The organism is Pseudomonas sp. MYb193 (assembly GCF_002966775.1).
GTDB lineage: Bacteria > Pseudomonadota > Gammaproteobacteria > Pseudomonadales > Pseudomonadaceae > Aquipseudomonas > Aquipseudomonas paracarnis.
In genome coordinates, this window is sequence record NZ_CP023269.1 from 5,176,121 (window position 1) to 5,193,871 (window position 17,751).

The 17,751-nt window shown below is 58.0% G+C and carries 6 protein-coding genes, 2 tRNA genes and 3 rRNA genes; all 11 read right to left on the minus strand.

Going from position 1 to position 17,751, the window contains the following annotated elements; genetic code table 11:
• Positions 1-111: 111 nt before the first annotated feature.
• Positions 112-2,184: an exodeoxyribonuclease V subunit alpha gene (gene recD, locus CLM72_RS23715; protein WP_105228472.1), complete on the minus strand. Its 2,073-nt coding sequence runs from the start codon at positions 2,182-2,184 to the stop codon at positions 112-114.
• Positions 2,181-5,852, minus strand: coding sequence for an exodeoxyribonuclease V subunit beta (recB, locus tag CLM72_RS23720; RefSeq protein ID WP_105228474.1), 3,672 nt, complete (start codon positions 5,850-5,852; stop codon positions 2,181-2,183). The genes recD and recB overlap by 4 nt, the downstream gene beginning before the upstream one ends.
• Positions 5,849-9,301, minus strand: a complete 3,453-nt coding sequence (gene recC / locus CLM72_RS23725; RefSeq protein WP_105228476.1) for an exodeoxyribonuclease V subunit gamma — start codon at positions 9,299-9,301, stop codon at positions 5,849-5,851. The genes recB and recC overlap by 4 nt, the downstream gene beginning before the upstream one ends.
• Before the next feature lie 160 nt (positions 9,302-9,461).
• Positions 9,462-9,577: ribosomal RNA gene (rrf, locus tag CLM72_RS23730) — 5S ribosomal RNA — on the minus strand.
• A 151-nt stretch (positions 9,578-9,728) separates the two neighbouring features.
• Positions 9,729-12,620: ribosomal RNA gene (locus CLM72_RS23735) — 23S ribosomal RNA — on the minus strand.
• A gap of 238 nt (positions 12,621-12,858) precedes the next feature.
• Positions 12,859-12,934: transfer RNA gene (locus tag CLM72_RS23740), tRNA-Ala, on the minus strand.
• A 10-nt stretch (positions 12,935-12,944) separates the two neighbouring features.
• A tRNA-Ile gene (locus CLM72_RS23745) sits at positions 12,945-13,021 on the minus strand.
• Positions 13,022-13,145: 124 nt separating this feature from the next.
• Positions 13,146-14,682, minus strand: a 16S ribosomal RNA gene (locus CLM72_RS23750).
• Together the 16S, 23S and 5S rRNA genes with 2 tRNA genes alongside form the textbook arrangement of a ribosomal RNA operon.
• A 488-nt stretch (positions 14,683-15,170) precedes the next feature.
• The gene (msrQ, locus tag CLM72_RS23755; RefSeq protein WP_105228478.1) at positions 15,171-15,791 is read right to left on the minus strand and encodes a protein-methionine-sulfoxide reductase heme-binding subunit MsrQ; all 621 of its coding nucleotides are present in this window, start codon (positions 15,789-15,791) and stop codon (positions 15,171-15,173) included.
• Positions 15,791-16,804: a protein-methionine-sulfoxide reductase catalytic subunit MsrP gene (gene msrP / locus CLM72_RS23760; protein ID WP_034127028.1), complete on the minus strand. Its 1,014-nt coding sequence runs from the start codon at positions 16,802-16,804 to the stop codon at positions 15,791-15,793. The genes msrQ and msrP overlap by 1 nt, the downstream gene beginning before the upstream one ends.
• A 63-nt stretch (positions 16,805-16,867) precedes the next feature.
• Complete coding sequence (gene pssA, locus CLM72_RS23765; RefSeq protein ID WP_014719927.1) at positions 16,868-17,725, minus strand: CDP-diacylglycerol--serine O-phosphatidyltransferase; 858 nt, start codon at positions 17,723-17,725, stop codon at positions 16,868-16,870.
• Between the last annotated feature and the right edge of the window lie 26 nt (positions 17,726-17,751).

Genomic DNA, 17,751 nt, shown 5'->3' on the forward strand with positions numbered 1-17,751 from the left:
ATGATGCCGCAACGATAGCACAGCGGCGGACATCCCCACGAAGCACAGCATTCGAGGGGTTCGCTATTTTTTCAGAAAAATCAGACGTCTGAATAAGAAATATCGCCTGACCTACCAGTCATTTTTTTCAGACGGAAGGTCCAACTCCAACATCAATCCGCTCAGACGTTTGACCTTGCGCCGCACCGCTTCCTCAAACACGCCGCCGCGCGGCTCAACCAGGCTGAACCAACGCTTGGCGCGGGTAATACCGGTATAGATAAGCTCTTTGGTCAGCACCGGGTTGAGGGCATCCGGCAGGATCAGCGCGGTGTGAGTGAACTCCGAGCCCTGGGATTTGTGCACGGTCATGGCGTACACGGTTTCCACATCATTCAAGCGGCTGGGCAATACAAAGCGCACGCCGCCCTGGCCATCGTTACGTGGAAAGGCCACCCGCAGGACGTGGGGGCCGCCGTCGCTTTCGGGCAATTTCAGCGCGATGCCGATGTCGCCGTTCATCAGGCCCAGGCCGTAATCGTTGCGGGTCATCAGCACGGGGCGGCCTTCGTACCACTGCTCGTCACCCTCGATCAGACGTACCTTGCGCAACGCCGCAGTGATGCGCAGGTTGAGCCCTTCGACGCCCCACGGGCCCTTCCGCACGGCGCAAAGCAGTTGAAACGCGTCGAAGGCTTGCAGCAACTGTTGCGCCCAATCGGTCCAGGCTGGATCGTCACGCGGTGTGTCCGCAGAGGGGCGTGCCGATTGCAGCAGGTTCAGGTAGTAGCGATAACCTTGGGCGCCATCGCCCTGCCCGTCCAGTACCAGGCGCTCAAGGGCGTGGTCATGCTCGCCCTTGAGGCTGACGCAGAACAGGTCGTCGTGACGGCCTGCGGCTAGCAGCTGGCGGGCCTCTTCGGCGTTTTGCTGGTTGACCCAACGCGCCAGTTGGCCAATACCGCTGCCCTCACCGAAGCGGCGCGAATAGCGCAGCATCACCACTTGCTGGGCCAGGGGATGGCTACCATCGAGGTCTTCTTGCAAGCCGCTGCAACTGAGGTCTTCACCGCTGACGGCTTGTAGCCAGTGGCGAGTCTGCGGGCTGTACCAGCCGGCTTCGGCATCGCGGCACAAGTCGCCGAGTACGGCCCCCGCTTCTACCGAGGCCAGTTGGTCCTTGTCGCCCAGCAATACCAGGCGTGCATGGGGCGGCAGGGCGTCGAGCAGGTTGGCCATCATTTCCAGGTCGATCATCGAGGCTTCGTCCACCACCAGCACATCCAAGGGCAACGGGTTGCCCAAGTGATGACGGAAGTGCCGGGTACCCGGACGGCTGCCCAACAAGCGGTGGACTGTGGTGACCTGGGTCGGGATTTTTTCCCGCACGTTGTCGGGCACTGTCAGTGACAGCACTTGCTGACTGATGGATTCGGTCAGGCGCGCAGCGGCTTTACCGGTGGGCGCAGCCAGACGAATGCGCAACGGGCTGCCGGACTCCACGGCGGGCGCCTGCAACAGCGCGAGCAGGCGCACCACGGTGGTGGTTTTACCGGTACCGGGGCCGCCGGTGACGATGCTGAAGGCGCCGCGGGTCGCCAGGGCGCAGGCGAGCTTTTGCCAGTCAATCACCCCATCGGGCGCCGGTTGGTCGAACAGGCGATTGAGCCGTTGCGGCAGATCGGCGGCGGTGTCTTCCACGCTGGCAAGGCGCAGGCGCAGGGCGCGGTCGATACGCCGCTCGTAGGCCCAGTAGCGGCGCAGGTACAGGCGCTTGCCGGACAACACCAACGGGCGGCTACGAGCCTCCTCGCTGCCATCGACGGCCAGCGCAACCAACGGGCTTGAAGCCAGGGCATGGCACCAATGCGCACCATCCAGGCCGTGCAGCAACTGTGAGGGTAGCAGCATGGCGCCGGTGTGCAGGTCGCCTTCGGGCGGCAATGACAGGGCGAAATCCGGCGCCTTGAGGGTTTCGAACACATCCAGGCAGACGTGGCCATGGCCCAGTTGATGGCTGGTCAAGGCCGCCGCCAGCAGCACCAGGGGATCGGCCTTTGGGTCCAGCTCGTACAGGAAGCCGACGAAGGCTTTGTCCAAGGCCCGCAGCCAACCCCGCTCGACCCAACGTGCAAGCAACTGCAGCAGGTCGGCAGCACGGTCGAGGGGCAAAAGCGCCTCCAGCGGTAACGGCGACAGGCTCATAAGAGCACTCCTTGTTCCCAGGCGGGCTCAACCTTGGGTGGGATGGGCTTGCCCTGGAACAACAGGTCCAGGCTCTCGATCAACTCACGAGGCGGTCGGGTGAAATACGCGCCCTGGCTCACCGACTGGCTACCGCGCAGGAACAGGTACAGGGCACCGCCGACGTGCTGGTCATAATCGTAATGCGGCAGGCGCGCCTTGAGTTGGCGGTGCAGGGCCAGCAGGTAAAGTACGTATTGCAGGTCGTACCGATGCTCGAGGATCGAGTGCTCCATGGCGTCCTGGGTGTAGGCCGAGTCGTCAGGGCCGAGCCAATTGGATTTGTAGTCGGCCACGTAGTAACGGCCATCGCGCTCGAACGTCAGGTCGATAAAGCCTTTGAACATGCCGTTGAGCAGCACCGGTTCGGCGGCCACACGGGACACGCCGCCATGGGTGTGCTGGCACACCAGTTTGTCGAGGGCGAGTACGTCGACGGTGTGACTGGCAAACCAGAATTCCATCTCGATCTGGTACTGCTGCAGGCCACTGAGGGTGAAGCGCTCGTTGTACAGGGGCAGTGGCGTGTGCAGCAAGTGCTCCAGCCAGCCGCTGAGAGTGACGATCCAGCCTTCCCAGTTGCGGCGGTTACAGCGTGCGCCCACGGCTTTTTCGATCGCCTCCGGGGTCACGTTGAAACCTTCTTCACCGGCCCATTCCAACAAGCCGTGAAGGAAGGTGCCCGGGTTGGGACCGCGTGGGAAACGGTGAATATCCCCGCCGGACGCGACCGTTTCCCGAGGGGCATCGGGGTCGAGGCGTTCGTCATCGAACAGCTTCTGGGCCTGTGGGCTTTCGGGGGCTTCGAGGTTGGCGGCGCTCATGCTGTCGCCAATGCGCAAGGCGCTGTAGGAGGCAATCCACCAGTTTTCTGCGGCCTTGCGTGCAGGCAGCAACGGCGCGAGCAGGGTCGCTTGGTTGCGCGGCGGGTGGAACAAGATGTCTTGGGCGTCCGGCACAAGGTCATAACCGATGGCCACGCAGCCTTGCTGCAAGTCCAGCAACCAGCGCGCCAGCTCCGCTGATTCGCCCAACGACGCGCCGGCACCGAGCAAATAGCCCAATGCCGACAGGTGCAAGACCGAGCTGCTGTTATTGCCGCGCTTGAGGTCGGCGACGCCCAGCCAGCAGGCGTGTTTGGCGCGGGTCAAGGCCACGTACAACAAACGCAGGTCTTCGGCCAGGCGCTCATCGTCGGCTTGGGCGATCAACTCGGCCGTGGGTCGCAGGCTGACGTGGGACTTGCCCTGTTCATCGTGGTAATGCAGCGGCAAGCGACTGCCATCCACGGGCTTGGCCGAGCAGATGAACGGCAAGAACACCAAGTCGTACTCCAGGCCCTTGGATTTGTGGATGGTCACCACTTTGACCAATTGCTCGTCGCTTTCCAGGCGCAGGATCTGCTCTTCACCGGCCTGCCCCGACAGCGCCAGATGCTCGGCCAAATGACGGATCAACGCCTGCTCGCCATCCAGTTCCGAGGCGGCCTGTTGCAACAATTCACTGAGGTGCAACAGGTTGGTCAGCACACGCTCGCCATCACTGCGGGCGATGAGGGTTTGCGGCAGCTTGAAGTCGTGGAGCAGGCGACGCAGCATCGGCAACACGCCTTGGGTACGCCAGATGGCACGGTAGCCACGGAACTGCATCACCCGCGACTCCCACGCCAGTTCGTCCTGATTCAGACGCTCCAGCTCCGACAGGGACAGGTTCAGGGTGACGCAGGCCAGGGCGGCACGCAGCGGGCGTTCGACATCCGGTTCGGCGCAAGCCTTCAACCAGGCCAACAGGTCATGGGCTTCCTGGGCGGCAAACACCGAGTCTTTATCCGACAGGTACACACTGCGCACGCCACGGCTTGCCAGTTCGGCACGTACAGCTTGGGCTTCCTTGCCGTCGCGCACGAGGATGGCGATGTCTGACGGCAACACGCCCTTGAGGGTGCCCTCTTTTACAAAGCCCGCGGTGCCTTGCTGCCCACCATTGAGCAGCGCAACGATTTGCGTGGCGCAGGCGGCGGCAAGGTGTTGACGATAAACCGCGTTGGAAATCGGCTGGTCGGTGGGCAGGTGCCAAAGGTTCATGGCCGGTAGCGTGTGGCCGTCGACCTGCAACTGCTCGCTGCGGCCTTGGGACAGTACCGAATGGAACGGCACCGGGTTATCGCCATCAGGCTGGCGAAACAGGAACGCACCACGGCCGGTTTCCGCACGCTGGAACACATGGTTCACCGCCTCGACCATCGCATGGCTGGAGCGGAAGTTGGTGCCCAGGGTGTGATGGCGGCCGGTGGTGGCCTGCCGGGCGCGCAGGTAGGTGTAGATGTCGGCGCCGCGAAAGGCGTAGATCGCCTGCTTGGGGTCGCCGATCAGGAACAGGCCGCTGTCGAGGTGGTTTTCTTCGATGCGGTAGATGCTGTCGAAGATGCTGTATTGCACCGGGTCGGTGTCCTGGAATTCATCGATCAGGGCCACCGGGAATTGCTCGCGGATCACACTGGCCAGGCGCTCGCCACCGTCTGCCTGGAGGGCGGCGTTGAGGCGGATCAGCATATCGTCAAACCCCATCTCTGCGCGGCGACGTTTCTCTTCCTCGAAGCGTTTGCCGACCCAGCCGGCAGCGTGTTGCAGCACCGCCGCGTCGGGCGTTGGCAAGGCGTCGAGGCTGGCTTTGAGGCTGGCCATAGCCTCGATGCCAGGGTGCTGCGGCGGCTCACCTTTCCACGCTTCGGCCATTCCGTCGGGCGTCAGGCGGGTGAAGCCGGTGCCGATGTCCAGTTGTTCCAGGGTTTCGTCAGCGGCCCAGGCGCTGATCTTTTCGAACCAGGGCTCGAAGTAGCGCGCTTGCATCTTGCGCCCATCGACCGCTTTGGCGGCGACGGCTTGCAGGCAGATATCCCGCAGCTCGGCAGCCCATTGTTGCCAGGGTGCCTTGAGGGCAACCAGCGCGGCACGGCGTTCTTGCAGGCAGGCGTTGATCAGTTCGGCTGGCTCGCGGGTTTCGTCGGTGGGCCGCTCGCTGCCGAACAACGCACGCACCCGTGGCATCAGCGCCGCGGGGCCGCCCCAATGGTTGCGCACCCAGTTGAGGGCATCGTCGTGCATTGGGTAGCAGAACAATCGCCAGTAGTCGCGCAGCACTTCGCCCAGCAGGTCGCTATGGTCGGTTTCCAGGGTTTGTGTGAACAGGCTGCCGCTGTCGAACGCATGTTCGCGCAGCATGCGCTGGCACCAACTGTGGATCGTGGAGACTGCGGCTTCATCCATCCATTGCGCGGCGATGTCCAGGCGATTGGCACAGGCGGGCCATTGCTGCGGATCATATTGCTCGCGCAGGTCGGCAATCAGCGCATCAGGCTGTTCGATTTCGTCACGGAAGAAGCGCGCGGCCTCAGCCAGGCGGATGCGGATACGTTCACGCAGTTCCTTGGTGGCGGCGTCGGTGAACGTCACCACGAGGATTTGCGGTGGCAGCAGTTCGCGGCCGAAACCGGATTCATCACCGCCGTGGCCGAGCACCAGACGCAGGTACAGGGCGGAGATGGTGAAGGTCTTGCCGGTGCCAGCACTGGCTTCAATCAACTGGCTGCCTTTGAGCGGGAACGCCAGGGCCAAGGGTTTGCCGATCATGCGTCAGCCTCCGTGCTGGAAAGCGATCGCCAGGGGGCGTTGATCAGCGGGCGATACAGGGTTTCGCACCAACCTTCGAACTCTTCACTGGCGACCAGGGCCGCGTAGTCGGGAAATTGCCGCGTAAGGGCAGGCGTTTCGCGGCGTTCGCCGTCAGTGGTGATGCCATCGCCTTCATAGGCTTTGCTCGCAGCCGCTTGGGCCTTGGCGGGATCAGCCTGGCCGAGCCAGGCGAACGCGGTTTTCACTGCGACCGGAAGCGGCGCGCTCATTCCCGTGTGCCAGGCCAACAGCAGGTTACCGAGAATGTCCTCGGCGCCGGCCTTGTCCAGTGGGGCCAAGAGCAAGGTGTCGTCACTGGCTACCAGGCCGGTACTCAAGGGCAGGCCACAGGCGCAGGCCACCACGTGATTGACCCAGGGGCGGATGAGGCGGTGCCACTTGCGTGTCTTGATCGAACCAATACTGTTGGGGATGGTGGTGACGCTTAAAAGTCCGCCATCACTGCGTCGGTGCAGACCGCTGATCCAACCTTCCAGCTGGATGCCCTGGTACGCAAAGCTGATCGGTTCAGCGCCAGTATGCGGAGTGGGCCACAACGCCAGAAGGTGTTGATAGCGTTGCACCAGGTCCGGCAGCGGCTCGATCAGTTCGTTACGCAGGCATTCACCGAAACCCACCATCGGCAGCAGCCCGCTGCCTTGCAGGCGCAGGGCCTGGGCGGTGAGCGCCTGATCGAGTTGGTCGGGTTGGGTGAGTGCCGCGTTCAGCAGGCTGTCGCTTAAGCTGTAGCGTTGCAATGCGTCCAGCACGAAGGGTTCTTCGTCAGCCAAGGGCACTTCAGCGGCTTCGAAGAATACTTTCAGGCGCTGGCTGAAGAAGTGTTTGACCGGATTGCGCAGGAAGTCCTGTAACTGGCCAAGGCTCAGGGGTTCTTCCTGTTGGTGAGGAGTCAAGCCTTGCTCTTGGGTGATGACCGCCGGTGCCTGATGCAGCAATTGCCATTCGCGCGCATAGCTGAACAGCGAATCGCCTTCGTGGAAGTAGCGGGCGCTGAAGGGTTGCAGCGGGTGCTCCTGGGTCATTGCGTCGATCAGCGGCAGATCGTTTCTGGCGTGCTGCCAGCCGCTGGCGAGGTGGTCGCGTAGTTGGCCGATCAGCACCGAGGCCGGGCGATCGCTGTTGTCACGGATGCTGCGGCCTACCCAGCTGATATACAGCTGGTCACGGGCTGACAGCAGCGCTTCGAGCAGTAAGTAGCGGTCGTCTTCGCGGCGAGAACGGTCGCCGGGGCGGTAATCGCTGCCCATCAGGTCAAAATCCAGGGGAGGCTGGGCCCGCGGGTAATCGCCGTCGTTCATGCCCAGCAGGCAAACCAACTTGAACGGGATCGCACGCATGGGCATCAGCGTACAGAAATTGACCGCCCCCGCCAGGAAGCGCTGGGATAGGCGCCCCTGATCCAATCCGGCCAACCATGCCTCACGCACGACCGTAAGGGGTAACTCGTCTTGCAGACCAACGGACTCGCAGGTTTCCAGCCAGGTTTCTCTTAATTGTTCGAGCTGGCCCAGCAGGTAGTCATCGTGCTCGCTGCTGGGTAGGAAAAACAGCTGCATCAACCGTTGTAGACGCTCGCCCCAGGTTTGTGGCGACGCGGGTTCCGATAACGCTTGATGGGCATCGTTCAAGGCGTCAAGCAAGGCGACCAGTGGGCCGATCAAGGCCGCATCGAGGCCACCGATTTCGTCATAAGGCTCAATACCGTCGCAGGCCGTGCCGGTGCCGACGGCATAGCCCAGCAGCATACGGCGCAGGCCAAATCGCCAACTGTTTTGCTCCAGTTCCGTGGGCAGGCCCAAACCGGCGCGTTGCTCGGCGTTCAGGCCCCAGCGGATGCCGGCGCCTTCGATCCAGCGATGCAAGGTGGGCAGGTCACGCTCTTTGATGGCGAAGCGTTCGCGCAGGGCCGGGACGTCGAGCAGGTCGAGGATTTCGCTGACAGGGAAGCGGCTGTCGGGAAGTTTGAGCAAGTGCTCGACGGCGATCAACAGCGGGTCGCGACCACGTTGGCCTTGGTCTGTAAGGGTGAAGGGGATGAAGCGTGGGTCATGCCGTTCGAGCTGGCCGAAGACCGCGCGAATATGCGGTGCATAGCTGTCGACGTCGGGGACCATGACGATGACGTCCCGAGGGCGCAGGGTGGGGTCAGCGCTGAAGCGATGAAGTAATTGGTCGTGGAGGATTTCCACTTCGCGTTGGGCGCTGTGGGCGATATGGAAACGGATCGACGTATCGCGTTGCAAGTCGACAGCGGGCCAGAGCTCACGGGTTTCATTCAACGGGCGCAGCTCGAGGATATCGTCCTGGAGTTGGTTGAGGAGCGTGGTGGGTTCGCTGTCGCTGAACAGGTCAATACGACCGTCGCGAAATGCGGCGCGGTAGCTGTTGGGGTCATCGTAGCTGTCCAGCAGACTGATGTAATCACGGCCCTGCTTGCCCCAGGCAGCGAGCAGCGGATGGGCGTGCTGGTGCAAAGTTTGTGGGTCGATAGTGACGGGCATGCCCGTTTTGCGCGCCTGGCGTTTGTATTCGTTACGCAGCAAGTCCTTGTCGGCGACGATGTCCGACCAATGATGGCGGCAGGGGTTATGCACGCAGAGCAGGACTTGACTGAAACGGGCCAGGCCCGCCAAGGCTTCCAGCGCCTGGGCCGGCAGCGATGAGATGCCAAAGACGATCACCCGAGAAGGCAAGCCGGGCGGTGCGTGTTCAAGGTTGTTGATGCGCTCGATGAAGCGTTGATGCACGCCGGCCCGGCTTTCGGCCATGCCTGCTTCACCCACATCCAGCAGCAGCGCGCGCCATAGCTCGGCTTGCCAGCAGTTGGCTGGGTTGAGCGGTTTGGACTCGCCTCGACCATTGCGCAGTTGGTGCCGGCCTGCGGCCCAATCTTCCAGCCAGTCGGCACGGTAGACCTGGTATTGATCGAAGAGGTCAGCCAGGCGCTCGGCGAGTTGGTAGCGTTTGCGCAGGTCGGCGTCTTGCGTCAGGAAGCGTTGCAGAGGCTCGAAGTGCGGTTGGTCGATCAGCTCGGGTAACAGCCGCATGAGGCGCCAGGTCAGCGGGGCTTTATCAAGCAGAGACTTGGGCGGGATTTCGTCACGCCCCAAAACCATACGATAAAGCTGCCACATAAAGCTGCCAGGCAGTTGCACGTCGATGGCTGCGGCAATGCCACAGCCGCCCATATCATCGGCTTGCGGGTCTTCGGCCAAGGCCAGCTTGAGCCATTGGGCGATGCCGTTGCTTTGTACCAGGGCGATTTCGTTTTCCAAAGGCGCCAGTGGGTAGCGGCGCATCCAACTGACCACCAGGCTTCGCAGCTCGTCCAGGCGGTTGCCATGAACCACCATGAATCCAGGACTGAGGGACGTCGCGTCCGGCATAACGGTTTCCTTGGGAAAAGCAAAATCGAGGGATGGACTTTAGCACTGTGGTGCACGGGGCGAACACAAGGCGAACAAGTGTAGGGGGACAAGCTGGACACTTTTCGAGCGCCCAAAACAAAACCCCAACTGCTTTCGCAATTGGGGTTTCGGAATTTAATCTTGACGATGACCTACTCTCACATGGGGAAACCCCACACTACCATCGGCGATGCATCGTTTCACTGCTGAGTTCGGGATGGGATCAGGTGGTTCCAATGCTCTATGGTCGTCAAGAAATTCGGGTACTGAGTCGTGGCCAGTTGGCCTCGCTTCAGCAAATTGGGTATGTGATAGATCGTGGTGTTTTGTGAGCGTCGAACTTTCGGTTCATTGCGTCTTCACACACCGCAATCTGGCCTTTCGACTCAAATTGCTTGGGTGTTATATGGTCAAGCCTCACGGGCAATTAGTATTGGTTAGCTCAACGCCTCACAGCGCTTACACACCCAACCTATCAACGTCGTAGTCTTCGACGGCCCTTCAGGGAACTCAAGGTTCCAGTGAGATCTCATCTTGAGGCTAGTTTCCCGCTTAGATGCTTTCAGCGGTTATCTATTCCGAACATAGCTACCCGGCAATGCCACTGGCGTGACAACCGGAACACCAGAGGTTCGTCCACTCCGGTCCTCTCGTACTAGGAGCAGCCCCTCTCAAATCTCAAACGTCCACGGCAGATAGGGACCGAACTGTCTCACGACGTTCTAAACCCAGCTCGCGTACCACTTTAAATGGCGAACAGCCATACCCTTGGGACCGGCTTCAGCCCCAGGATGTGATGAGCCGACATCGAGGTGCCAAACACCGCCGTCGATATGAACTCTTGGGCGGTATCAGCCTGTTATCCCCGGAGTACCTTTTATCCGTTGAGCGATGGCCCTTCCATACAGAACCACCGGATCACTAAGACCTACTTTCGTACCTGCTCGACGTGTCTGTCTCGCAGTCAAGCGCGCTTTTGCCTTTATACTCTACGACCGATTTCCGACCGGTCTGAGCGCACCTTCGTACTCCTCCGTTACTCTTTAGGAGGAGACCGCCCCAGTCAAACTACCCACCATACACTGTCCTCGATCCGGATAACGGACCTGAGTTAGAACCTCAAAGTTGCCAGGGTGGTATTTCAAGGATGGCTCCACGCAGACTGGCGTCCACGCTTCAAAGCCTCCCACCTATCCTACACAAGCAAATTCAAAGTCCAGTGCAAAGCTATAGTAAAGGTTCACGGGGTCTTTCCGTCTAGCCGCGGATACACTGCATCTTCACAGCGATTTCAATTTCACTGAGTCTCGGGTGGAGACAGCGCCGCCATCGTTACGCCATTCGTGCAGGTCGGAACTTACCCGACAAGGAATTTCGCTACCTTAGGACCGTTATAGTTACGGCCGCCGTTTACCGGGGCTTCGATCAAGAGCTTCGCGTTAGCTAACCCCATCAATTAACCTTCCGGCACCGGGCAGGCGTCACACCCTATACGTCCACTTTCGTGTTTGCAGAGTGCTGTGTTTTTAATAAACAGTCGCAGCGGCCTGGTATCTTCGACCGGCATGAGCTTACGGAGCAAGTCCTTCACCCTCACCGGCGCACCTTCTCCCGAAGTTACGGTGCCATTTTGCCTAGTTCCTTCACCCGAGTTCTCTCAAGCGCCTTGGTATTCTCTACCCAACCACCTGTGTCGGTTTGGGGTACGGTTCCTGGTTACCTGAAGCTTAGAAGCTTTTCTTGGAAGCATGGCATCAACCACTTCGTTACCTAAAAGGTAACTCGTCATCAGCTCTCGGCCTTGAAATCCCGGATTTACCTAAGATTTCAGCCTACCACCTTAAACTTGGACAACCAACGCCAAGCTGGCCTAGCCTTCTCCGTCCCTCCATCGCAATAACCAGAAGTACAGGAATATTAACCTGTTTTCCATCGACTACGCTTTTCAGCCTCGCCTTAGGGACCGACTAACCCTGCGTCGATTAACGTTGCGCAGGAAACCTTGGTCTTTCGGCGTGGGTGTTTTTCACACCCATTATCGTTACTCATGTCAGCATTCGCACTTCTGATACCTCCAGCAAGCTTCTCAACTCACCTTCACAGGCTTACAGAACGCTCCTCTACCGCATCACTTACGTGATACCCGTAGCTTCGGTGTATGGTTTGAGCCCCGTTACATCTTCCGCGCAGGCCGACTCGACTAGTGAGCTATTACGCTTTCTTTAAAGGGTGGCTGCTTCTAAGCCAACCTCCTAGCTGTCTAAGCCTTCCCACATCGTTTCCCACTTAACCATAACTTTGGGACCTTAGCTGACGGTCTGGGTTGTTTCCCTTTTCACGACGGACGTTAGCACCCGCCGTGTGTCTCCCATGCTCGGCACTTGTAGGTATTCGGAGTTTGCATCGGTTTGGTAAGTCGGGATGACCCCCTAGCCGAAACAGTGCTCTACCCCCTACAGTGATACATGAGGCGCTACCTAAATAGCTTTCGAGGAGAACCAGCTATCTCCGAGCTTGATTAGCCTTTCACTCCGATCCACAGGTCATCCGCTAACTTTTCAACGGTAGTCGGTTCGGTCCTCCAGTTAGTGTTACCCAACCTTCAACCTGCCCATGGATAGATCGCCCGGTTTCGGGTCTATTCCCAGCGACTAGACGCCCTATTAAGACTCGCTTTCGCTACGCCTCCCCTATTCGGTTAAGCTCGCCACTGAAAATAAGTCGCTGACCCATTATACAAAAGGTACGCAGTCACCCAACAAAGTGGGCTCCCACTGCTTGTACGCATACGGTTTCAGGATCTATTTCACTCCCCTCTCCGGGGTTCTTTTCGCCTTTCCCTCACGGTACTAGTTCACTATCGGTCAGTCAGTAGTATTTAGCCTTGGAGGATGGTCCCCCCATATTCAGACAAAGTTTCTCGTGCTCCGTCCTACTCGATTTCATGACTAAGAGATTTTCGCGTACAGGGCTATCACCCACTATGGCCGCACTTTCCAGAGCGTTCCGCTAATCTCAAAGCCACTTAAGGGCTAGTCCCCGTTCGCTCGCCACTACTAAGGGAATCTCGGTTGATTTCTTTTCCTCAGGGTACTTAGATGTTTCAGTTCCCCTGGTTCGCCTCTTGCACCTATGTATTCAGTACAAGATAACCATCTTATGATGGCTGGGTTCCCCCATTCAGACATCTCCGGATCAAAGTCTGTTTGCCGACTCCCCGAAGCTTTTCGCAGGCTACCACGTCTTTCATCGCCTCTGACTGCCAAGGCATCCACCGTATGCGCTTCTTCACTTGACCATATAACCCCAAGCAATCTGGTTATACTGTGAAGACGACATTCGCCGAAAATTCGAATTTCTCAATTAAGAGAACTCACAAATTTTACCTTAGCCTGATCCGTTACCAGTGAAAGTAACGTTCAGTCTATCTTTCTATCACATACCCAAATTTTTAAAGAACGATCTAATCAAAGACTAGAAATCAATATTCACTTCAGAATATTCATTTCTAAACTCTAACAAGTAGAAGCAGTTAATGGTGGAGCCAAACGGGATCGAACCGTTGACCTCCTGCGTGCAAGGCAGGCGCTCTCCCAGCTGAGCTATGGCCCCATAACAAAATTGGTGGGTCTGGGCAGATTCGAACTGCCGACCTCACCCTTATCAGGGGTGCGCTCTAACCAACTGAGCTACAGACCCAATTTCGAGCGCGTAACTGATTAGCTAAGAGCTATCAGCTTGGAGCTTAAAGCTGCTTCTATCGTCTTCTTCAATGAATCAAGCAATTCGTGTGGGAACTTATGGAGCAGCTGATGTCGTCGATTAAGGAGGTGATCCAGCCGCAGGTTCCCCTACGGCTACCTTGTTACGACTTCACCCCAGTCATGAATCACACCGTGGTAACCGTCCTCCCGAAGGTTAGACTAGCTACTTCTGGTGCAACCCACTCCCATGGTGTGACGGGCGGTGTGTACAAGGCCCGGGAACGTATTCACCGCGACATTCTGATTCGCGATTACTAGCGATTCCGACTTCACGCAGTCGAGTTGCAGACTGCGATCCGGACTACGATCGGTTTTATGGGATTAGCTCCACCTCGCGGCTTGGCAACCCTCTGTACCGACCATTGTAGCACGTGTGTAGCCCAGGCCGTAAGGGCCATGATGACTTGACGTCATCCCCACCTTCCTCCGGTTTGTCACCGGCAGTCTCCTTAGAGTGCCCACCATTACGTGCTGGTAACTAAGGACAAGGGTTGCGCTCGTTACGGGACTTAACCCAACATCTCACGACACGAGCTGACGACAGCCATGCAGCACCTGTCTCAATGTTCCCGAAGGCACCAATCCATCTCTGGAAAGTTCATTGGATGTCAAGGCCTGGTAAGGTTCTTCGCGTTGCTTCGAATTAAACCACATGCTCCACCGCTTGTGCGGGCCCCCGTCAATTCATTTGAGTTTTAACCTTGCGGCCGTACTCCCCAGGCGGTCAACTTAATGCGTTAGCTGCGCCACTAAAAGCTCAAGGCTTCCAACGGCTAGTTGACATCGTTTACGGCGTGGACTACCAGGGTATCTAATCCTGTTTGCTCCCCACGCTTTCGCACCTCAGTGTCAGTATTAGTCCAGGTGGTCGCCTTCGCCACTGGTGTTCCTTCCTATATCTACGCATTTCACCGCTACACAGGAAATTCCACCACCCTCTACCATACTCTAGTCAGTCAGTTTTGAATGCAGTTCCCAGGTTGAGCCCGGGGATTTCACATCCAACTTAACAAACCACCTACGCGCGCTTTACGCCCAGTAATTCCGATTAACGCTTGCACCCTCTGTATTACCGCGGCTGCTGGCACAGAGTTAGCCGGTGCTTATTCTGTCGGTAACGTCAAAATTGCAGAGTATTAATCTACAACCCTTCCTCCCAACTTAAAGTGCTTTACAATCCGAAGACCTTCTTCACACACGCGGCATGGCTGGATCAGGCTTTCGCCCATTGTCCAATATTCCCCACTGCTGCCTCCCGTAGGAGTCTGGACCGTGTCTCAGTTCCAGTGTGACTGATCATCCTCTCAGACCAGTTACGGATCGTCGCCTTGGTGAGCCATTACCCCACCAACTAGCTAATCCGACCTAGGCTCATCTGATAGCGCAAGGCCCGAAGGTCCCCTGCTTTCTCCCGTAGGACGTATGCGGTATTAGCGTCCGTTTCCGAACGTTATCCCCCACTACCAGGCAGATTCCTAGGCATTACTCACCCGTCCGCCGCTCTCAAGAGAAGCAAGCTTCTCTCTACCGCTCGACTTGCATGTGTTAGGCCTGCCGCCAGCGTTCAATCTGAGCCATGATCAAACTCTTCAGTTCAAACATCTTTGGGTTTTTAAGAAACCCTAAACTTGGCTCAGCAATCGTTGGTTACATCTTTGATTTCTCGCGGAGTAACTTGTGATGCTGATAATCTTGTTGACTATCAGTCTGACCCCACAAGCACCCACACGAATTGCTTGATTCAGTTGTTAAAGAGCGGTTGGTTAAGATCTTTCGTCTCAACCGAGGCGCGCATTCTACAGCAGCCTCATTTGCTGTCAAGTGGTTATTTTCAGAAGTTTTCGAAGATTTCTTCAACAACTTCAACCACTTGCGCTTGCGATCTCTCGTAAGCGGGAGGCGAATTCTACAGCGTTACACGCTGCTGTCAACACCTCTTTTTCAACTCCCTTTCGGCTTCGATAAACTGAAGCAACCCGCTGCCGAAAACTGCATAACTCGTTGTTTACCAAGGAGTTTTCCGTTTCGACTGCGCCGGAAGTGGGGCGAATTATAGGCTTCCAGAATCTGCCGTCAAGGCTTAATTACGCTTTTGTGGCAGAAGGCGCTTTTTTAGCAATAAGGTGAGGGATTCGACGCATTACCGGCGGCACCCGCATCAACAGAAGTAGCGCACCTATAGAAGCGTAGATGGCCCACTCCTTCAGATCCGCCCGCACTATCCATAGCATGTGCAGCAAACCGAGCCCAAGAATCACATAGACCAGACGATGCAGCTTCTTCCAGCGACTCCCCAACCGACGCTGGCTATAGCGGTTCGACGTGACAGCCAACATAAGGAGAGCAACAAACCCCAGCGCACCCACAATGATGTAGGGCCGCTTGCTCAACTCTACGCCGAGCTGCGACCAATCCAGCCCCAGGACAAACACACAATAGGCCGCCAGGTGCAGCACAACATAAGCAAAGCACCACAGCCCCAACTGTCGCCGCACCGCTATCCACCCCGCCCACCCGCTCAACTTCTGCAGCGGCGTCATAGCAAGTGTGATCAGCAATAAAATGAGCGTCCCCAAACCCAGGCGATCAACGAGCACCTTGCCTGGATCAGGCCCCAGCGCAGAACTCCACGCTTCATACAGCCAGAGCAATGGCCACACTGCTGCGGCTACAAACACGCCGGTGCGCCAGATGGGATAGCGCATCAGTAGTTCTTCCGCAGATCGAGGCCTGTATATAAAGAAGCGACCTCATCCGAATAGCCATTGAACATCTGCGTCTCGCGCACATTCGGACTAAACAGGCCGCTCGGCAGGCGGCGCTCCCGCGCCTGGGTCCAGCGCGGGTGATCGACCGTAGGATTCACATTCGCATAAAACCCATACTCATCGGCAGCAATACTCTGCCAAGTCGTTTTCGGCTGCTCACTGACCAGACTGATACGTACGATGGACTTCACACTCTTGAAGCCATACTTCCACGGCACCACCAAGCGCAACGGTGCGCCGTTCTGGTTAGGCAACTCCCGTCCGTACATGCCCACGGCGAGGATCGCCAACGGATTCATCGCCTCATCCAGGCGCAGCCCTTCCACATAAGGCCAGTCGATCAAGCCGAAACTTGAGCGTTGCCCAGGCATGCTCTTGGGATCCTGGAGGGTTTCAAAACGGATGTACTTGGCTTTGGAGGTTGGCTCGACCTGCTTGAGCAACGCCGAGATGGGAAAACCTATCCACGGAATCACCATGGACCATGCCTCGACGCAACGCAGGCGGTAGATGCGCTCTTCCAGCGCATAGGGTTTCATGAAGTCCTCCAGGGCATAGCGCCCAGGTTTTGCGACTTCACCATCAATCACCACACTCCAGGGCTGCGTCTTGAGCGAGCCCGCATTCGTTGCCGGGTCGCCCTTGCCTGTCCCGAACTCATAGAAGTTGTTGTAGTGAGTTGCATCCTTGAATGGCGTGATGGCCTCATCTTTGACCGTCACCGACTGCCACTTCGCATTCGGAAGTTTTTCCGTAAACCAGTTGGGCGCGCTGCCCGGCTCGACGTCGGCATACCGCGAAGCATCGCCGGCACTGGCCCAACGCGGCAAGCTGCTGGCGGCAATACCGGCAAGCGCACCACCGAGCAGGCTGCGGCGAGAGAGATAGAAGGATTCAGGCGTGACATCCGATTCGTGACAATCGGACGCTTTGGGTAATTTGATTAACATGGTAACTCCGCAGCGTTGGAGAACTGATGCACCAATAGACTGCGGAGTATGGGGGAAATTACATTAAGACAATGTTTTGTCCCGACGCAGACGCAACAAGTACTGAATCGGACCCGAAGCCGCGTAGGCCAGAAACGCCAGCAGCAGGATACGCGGCGGATCACTGAACACGACCGCGAACACCAGCACCACAACAAGGATGGCCACGAAAGGCACGCGCCCCTTGAGGTCAAATTCCTTGAAGCTGTTGTACTTGATGTTGCTGACCATCAGCATGCCGGCCGCTGCCACCATCAGGGCAACCAGGAACGACATCTTCGATCCCTGAATCCCGTAGTCACTGAACGCCCATACAATCCCCGCGACAACACCCGCCGCTGCCGGGCTGGCAAGGCCGATGAAGTAGCGCTTGTCGGCAGTCCCTACCTGGGTGTTGAAGCGCGCCAGGCGCAAAGCGGCACCCGCGACATAGATGAAGGCAACCATCCAGCCGACCTTGCCCATGTCACCCAATGCCCAGGCAAACGCCAGCAGTGCGGGGGCAACACCAAAGGCAACCATGTCCGACAACGAGTCGTACTCGGCGCCAAAAGCACTTTGAGTATTGGTCATGCGCGCCACGCGCCCGTCCAGGCCGTCGAGCACCATGGCCACGAAGATTGCGATAGCAGCAAAACCGAAGTATTTGCTGGCACTCGCCGCATCACCCGCCGCCAGCGCGCTCTGGGCACTCATGGAGTTGATGATGGAGTAGAAGCCGGCGAACAGATTCGCCGTGGTGAACAGGTTGGGCAGCAGATAGATGCCACGATGCCGGACCTTGCGGCCTTCGGCGTCATGCCCTTCTTCGACATGTTCATCGATCGGCAGCATGCTTTCGGCGTCGGAAGCCTGGTTTGGCTCTTCGGGACGTTCGCTCATGGACTTTACCTTGCAACGGTGTGAAA

Coding starts and splice junctions, on each gene's coding strand:
- msrP (WP_034127028.1), bottom strand. CDS start 16,804: ATGTTAATCAAATTACCCAAAGCGTCCGATTGTCACGAATCGGATGTC.
- msrQ (WP_105228478.1), bottom strand. CDS start 15,791: ATGCGCTATCCCATCTGGCGCACCGGCGTGTTTGTAGCCGCAGCAGTG.
- recB (WP_105228474.1), bottom strand. CDS start 5,852: ATGATCGGCAAACCCTTGGCCCTGGCGTTCCCGCTCAAAGGCAGCCAG.
- recD (WP_105228472.1), bottom strand. CDS start 2,184: ATGAGCCTGTCGCCGTTACCGCTGGAGGCGCTTTTGCCCCTCGACCGT.
- recC (WP_105228476.1), bottom strand. CDS start 9,301: ATGCCGGACGCGACGTCCCTCAGTCCTGGATTCATGGTGGTTCATGGC.
- pssA (WP_014719927.1), bottom strand. CDS start 17,725: ATGAGCGAACGTCCCGAAGAGCCAAACCAGGCTTCCGACGCCGAAAGC.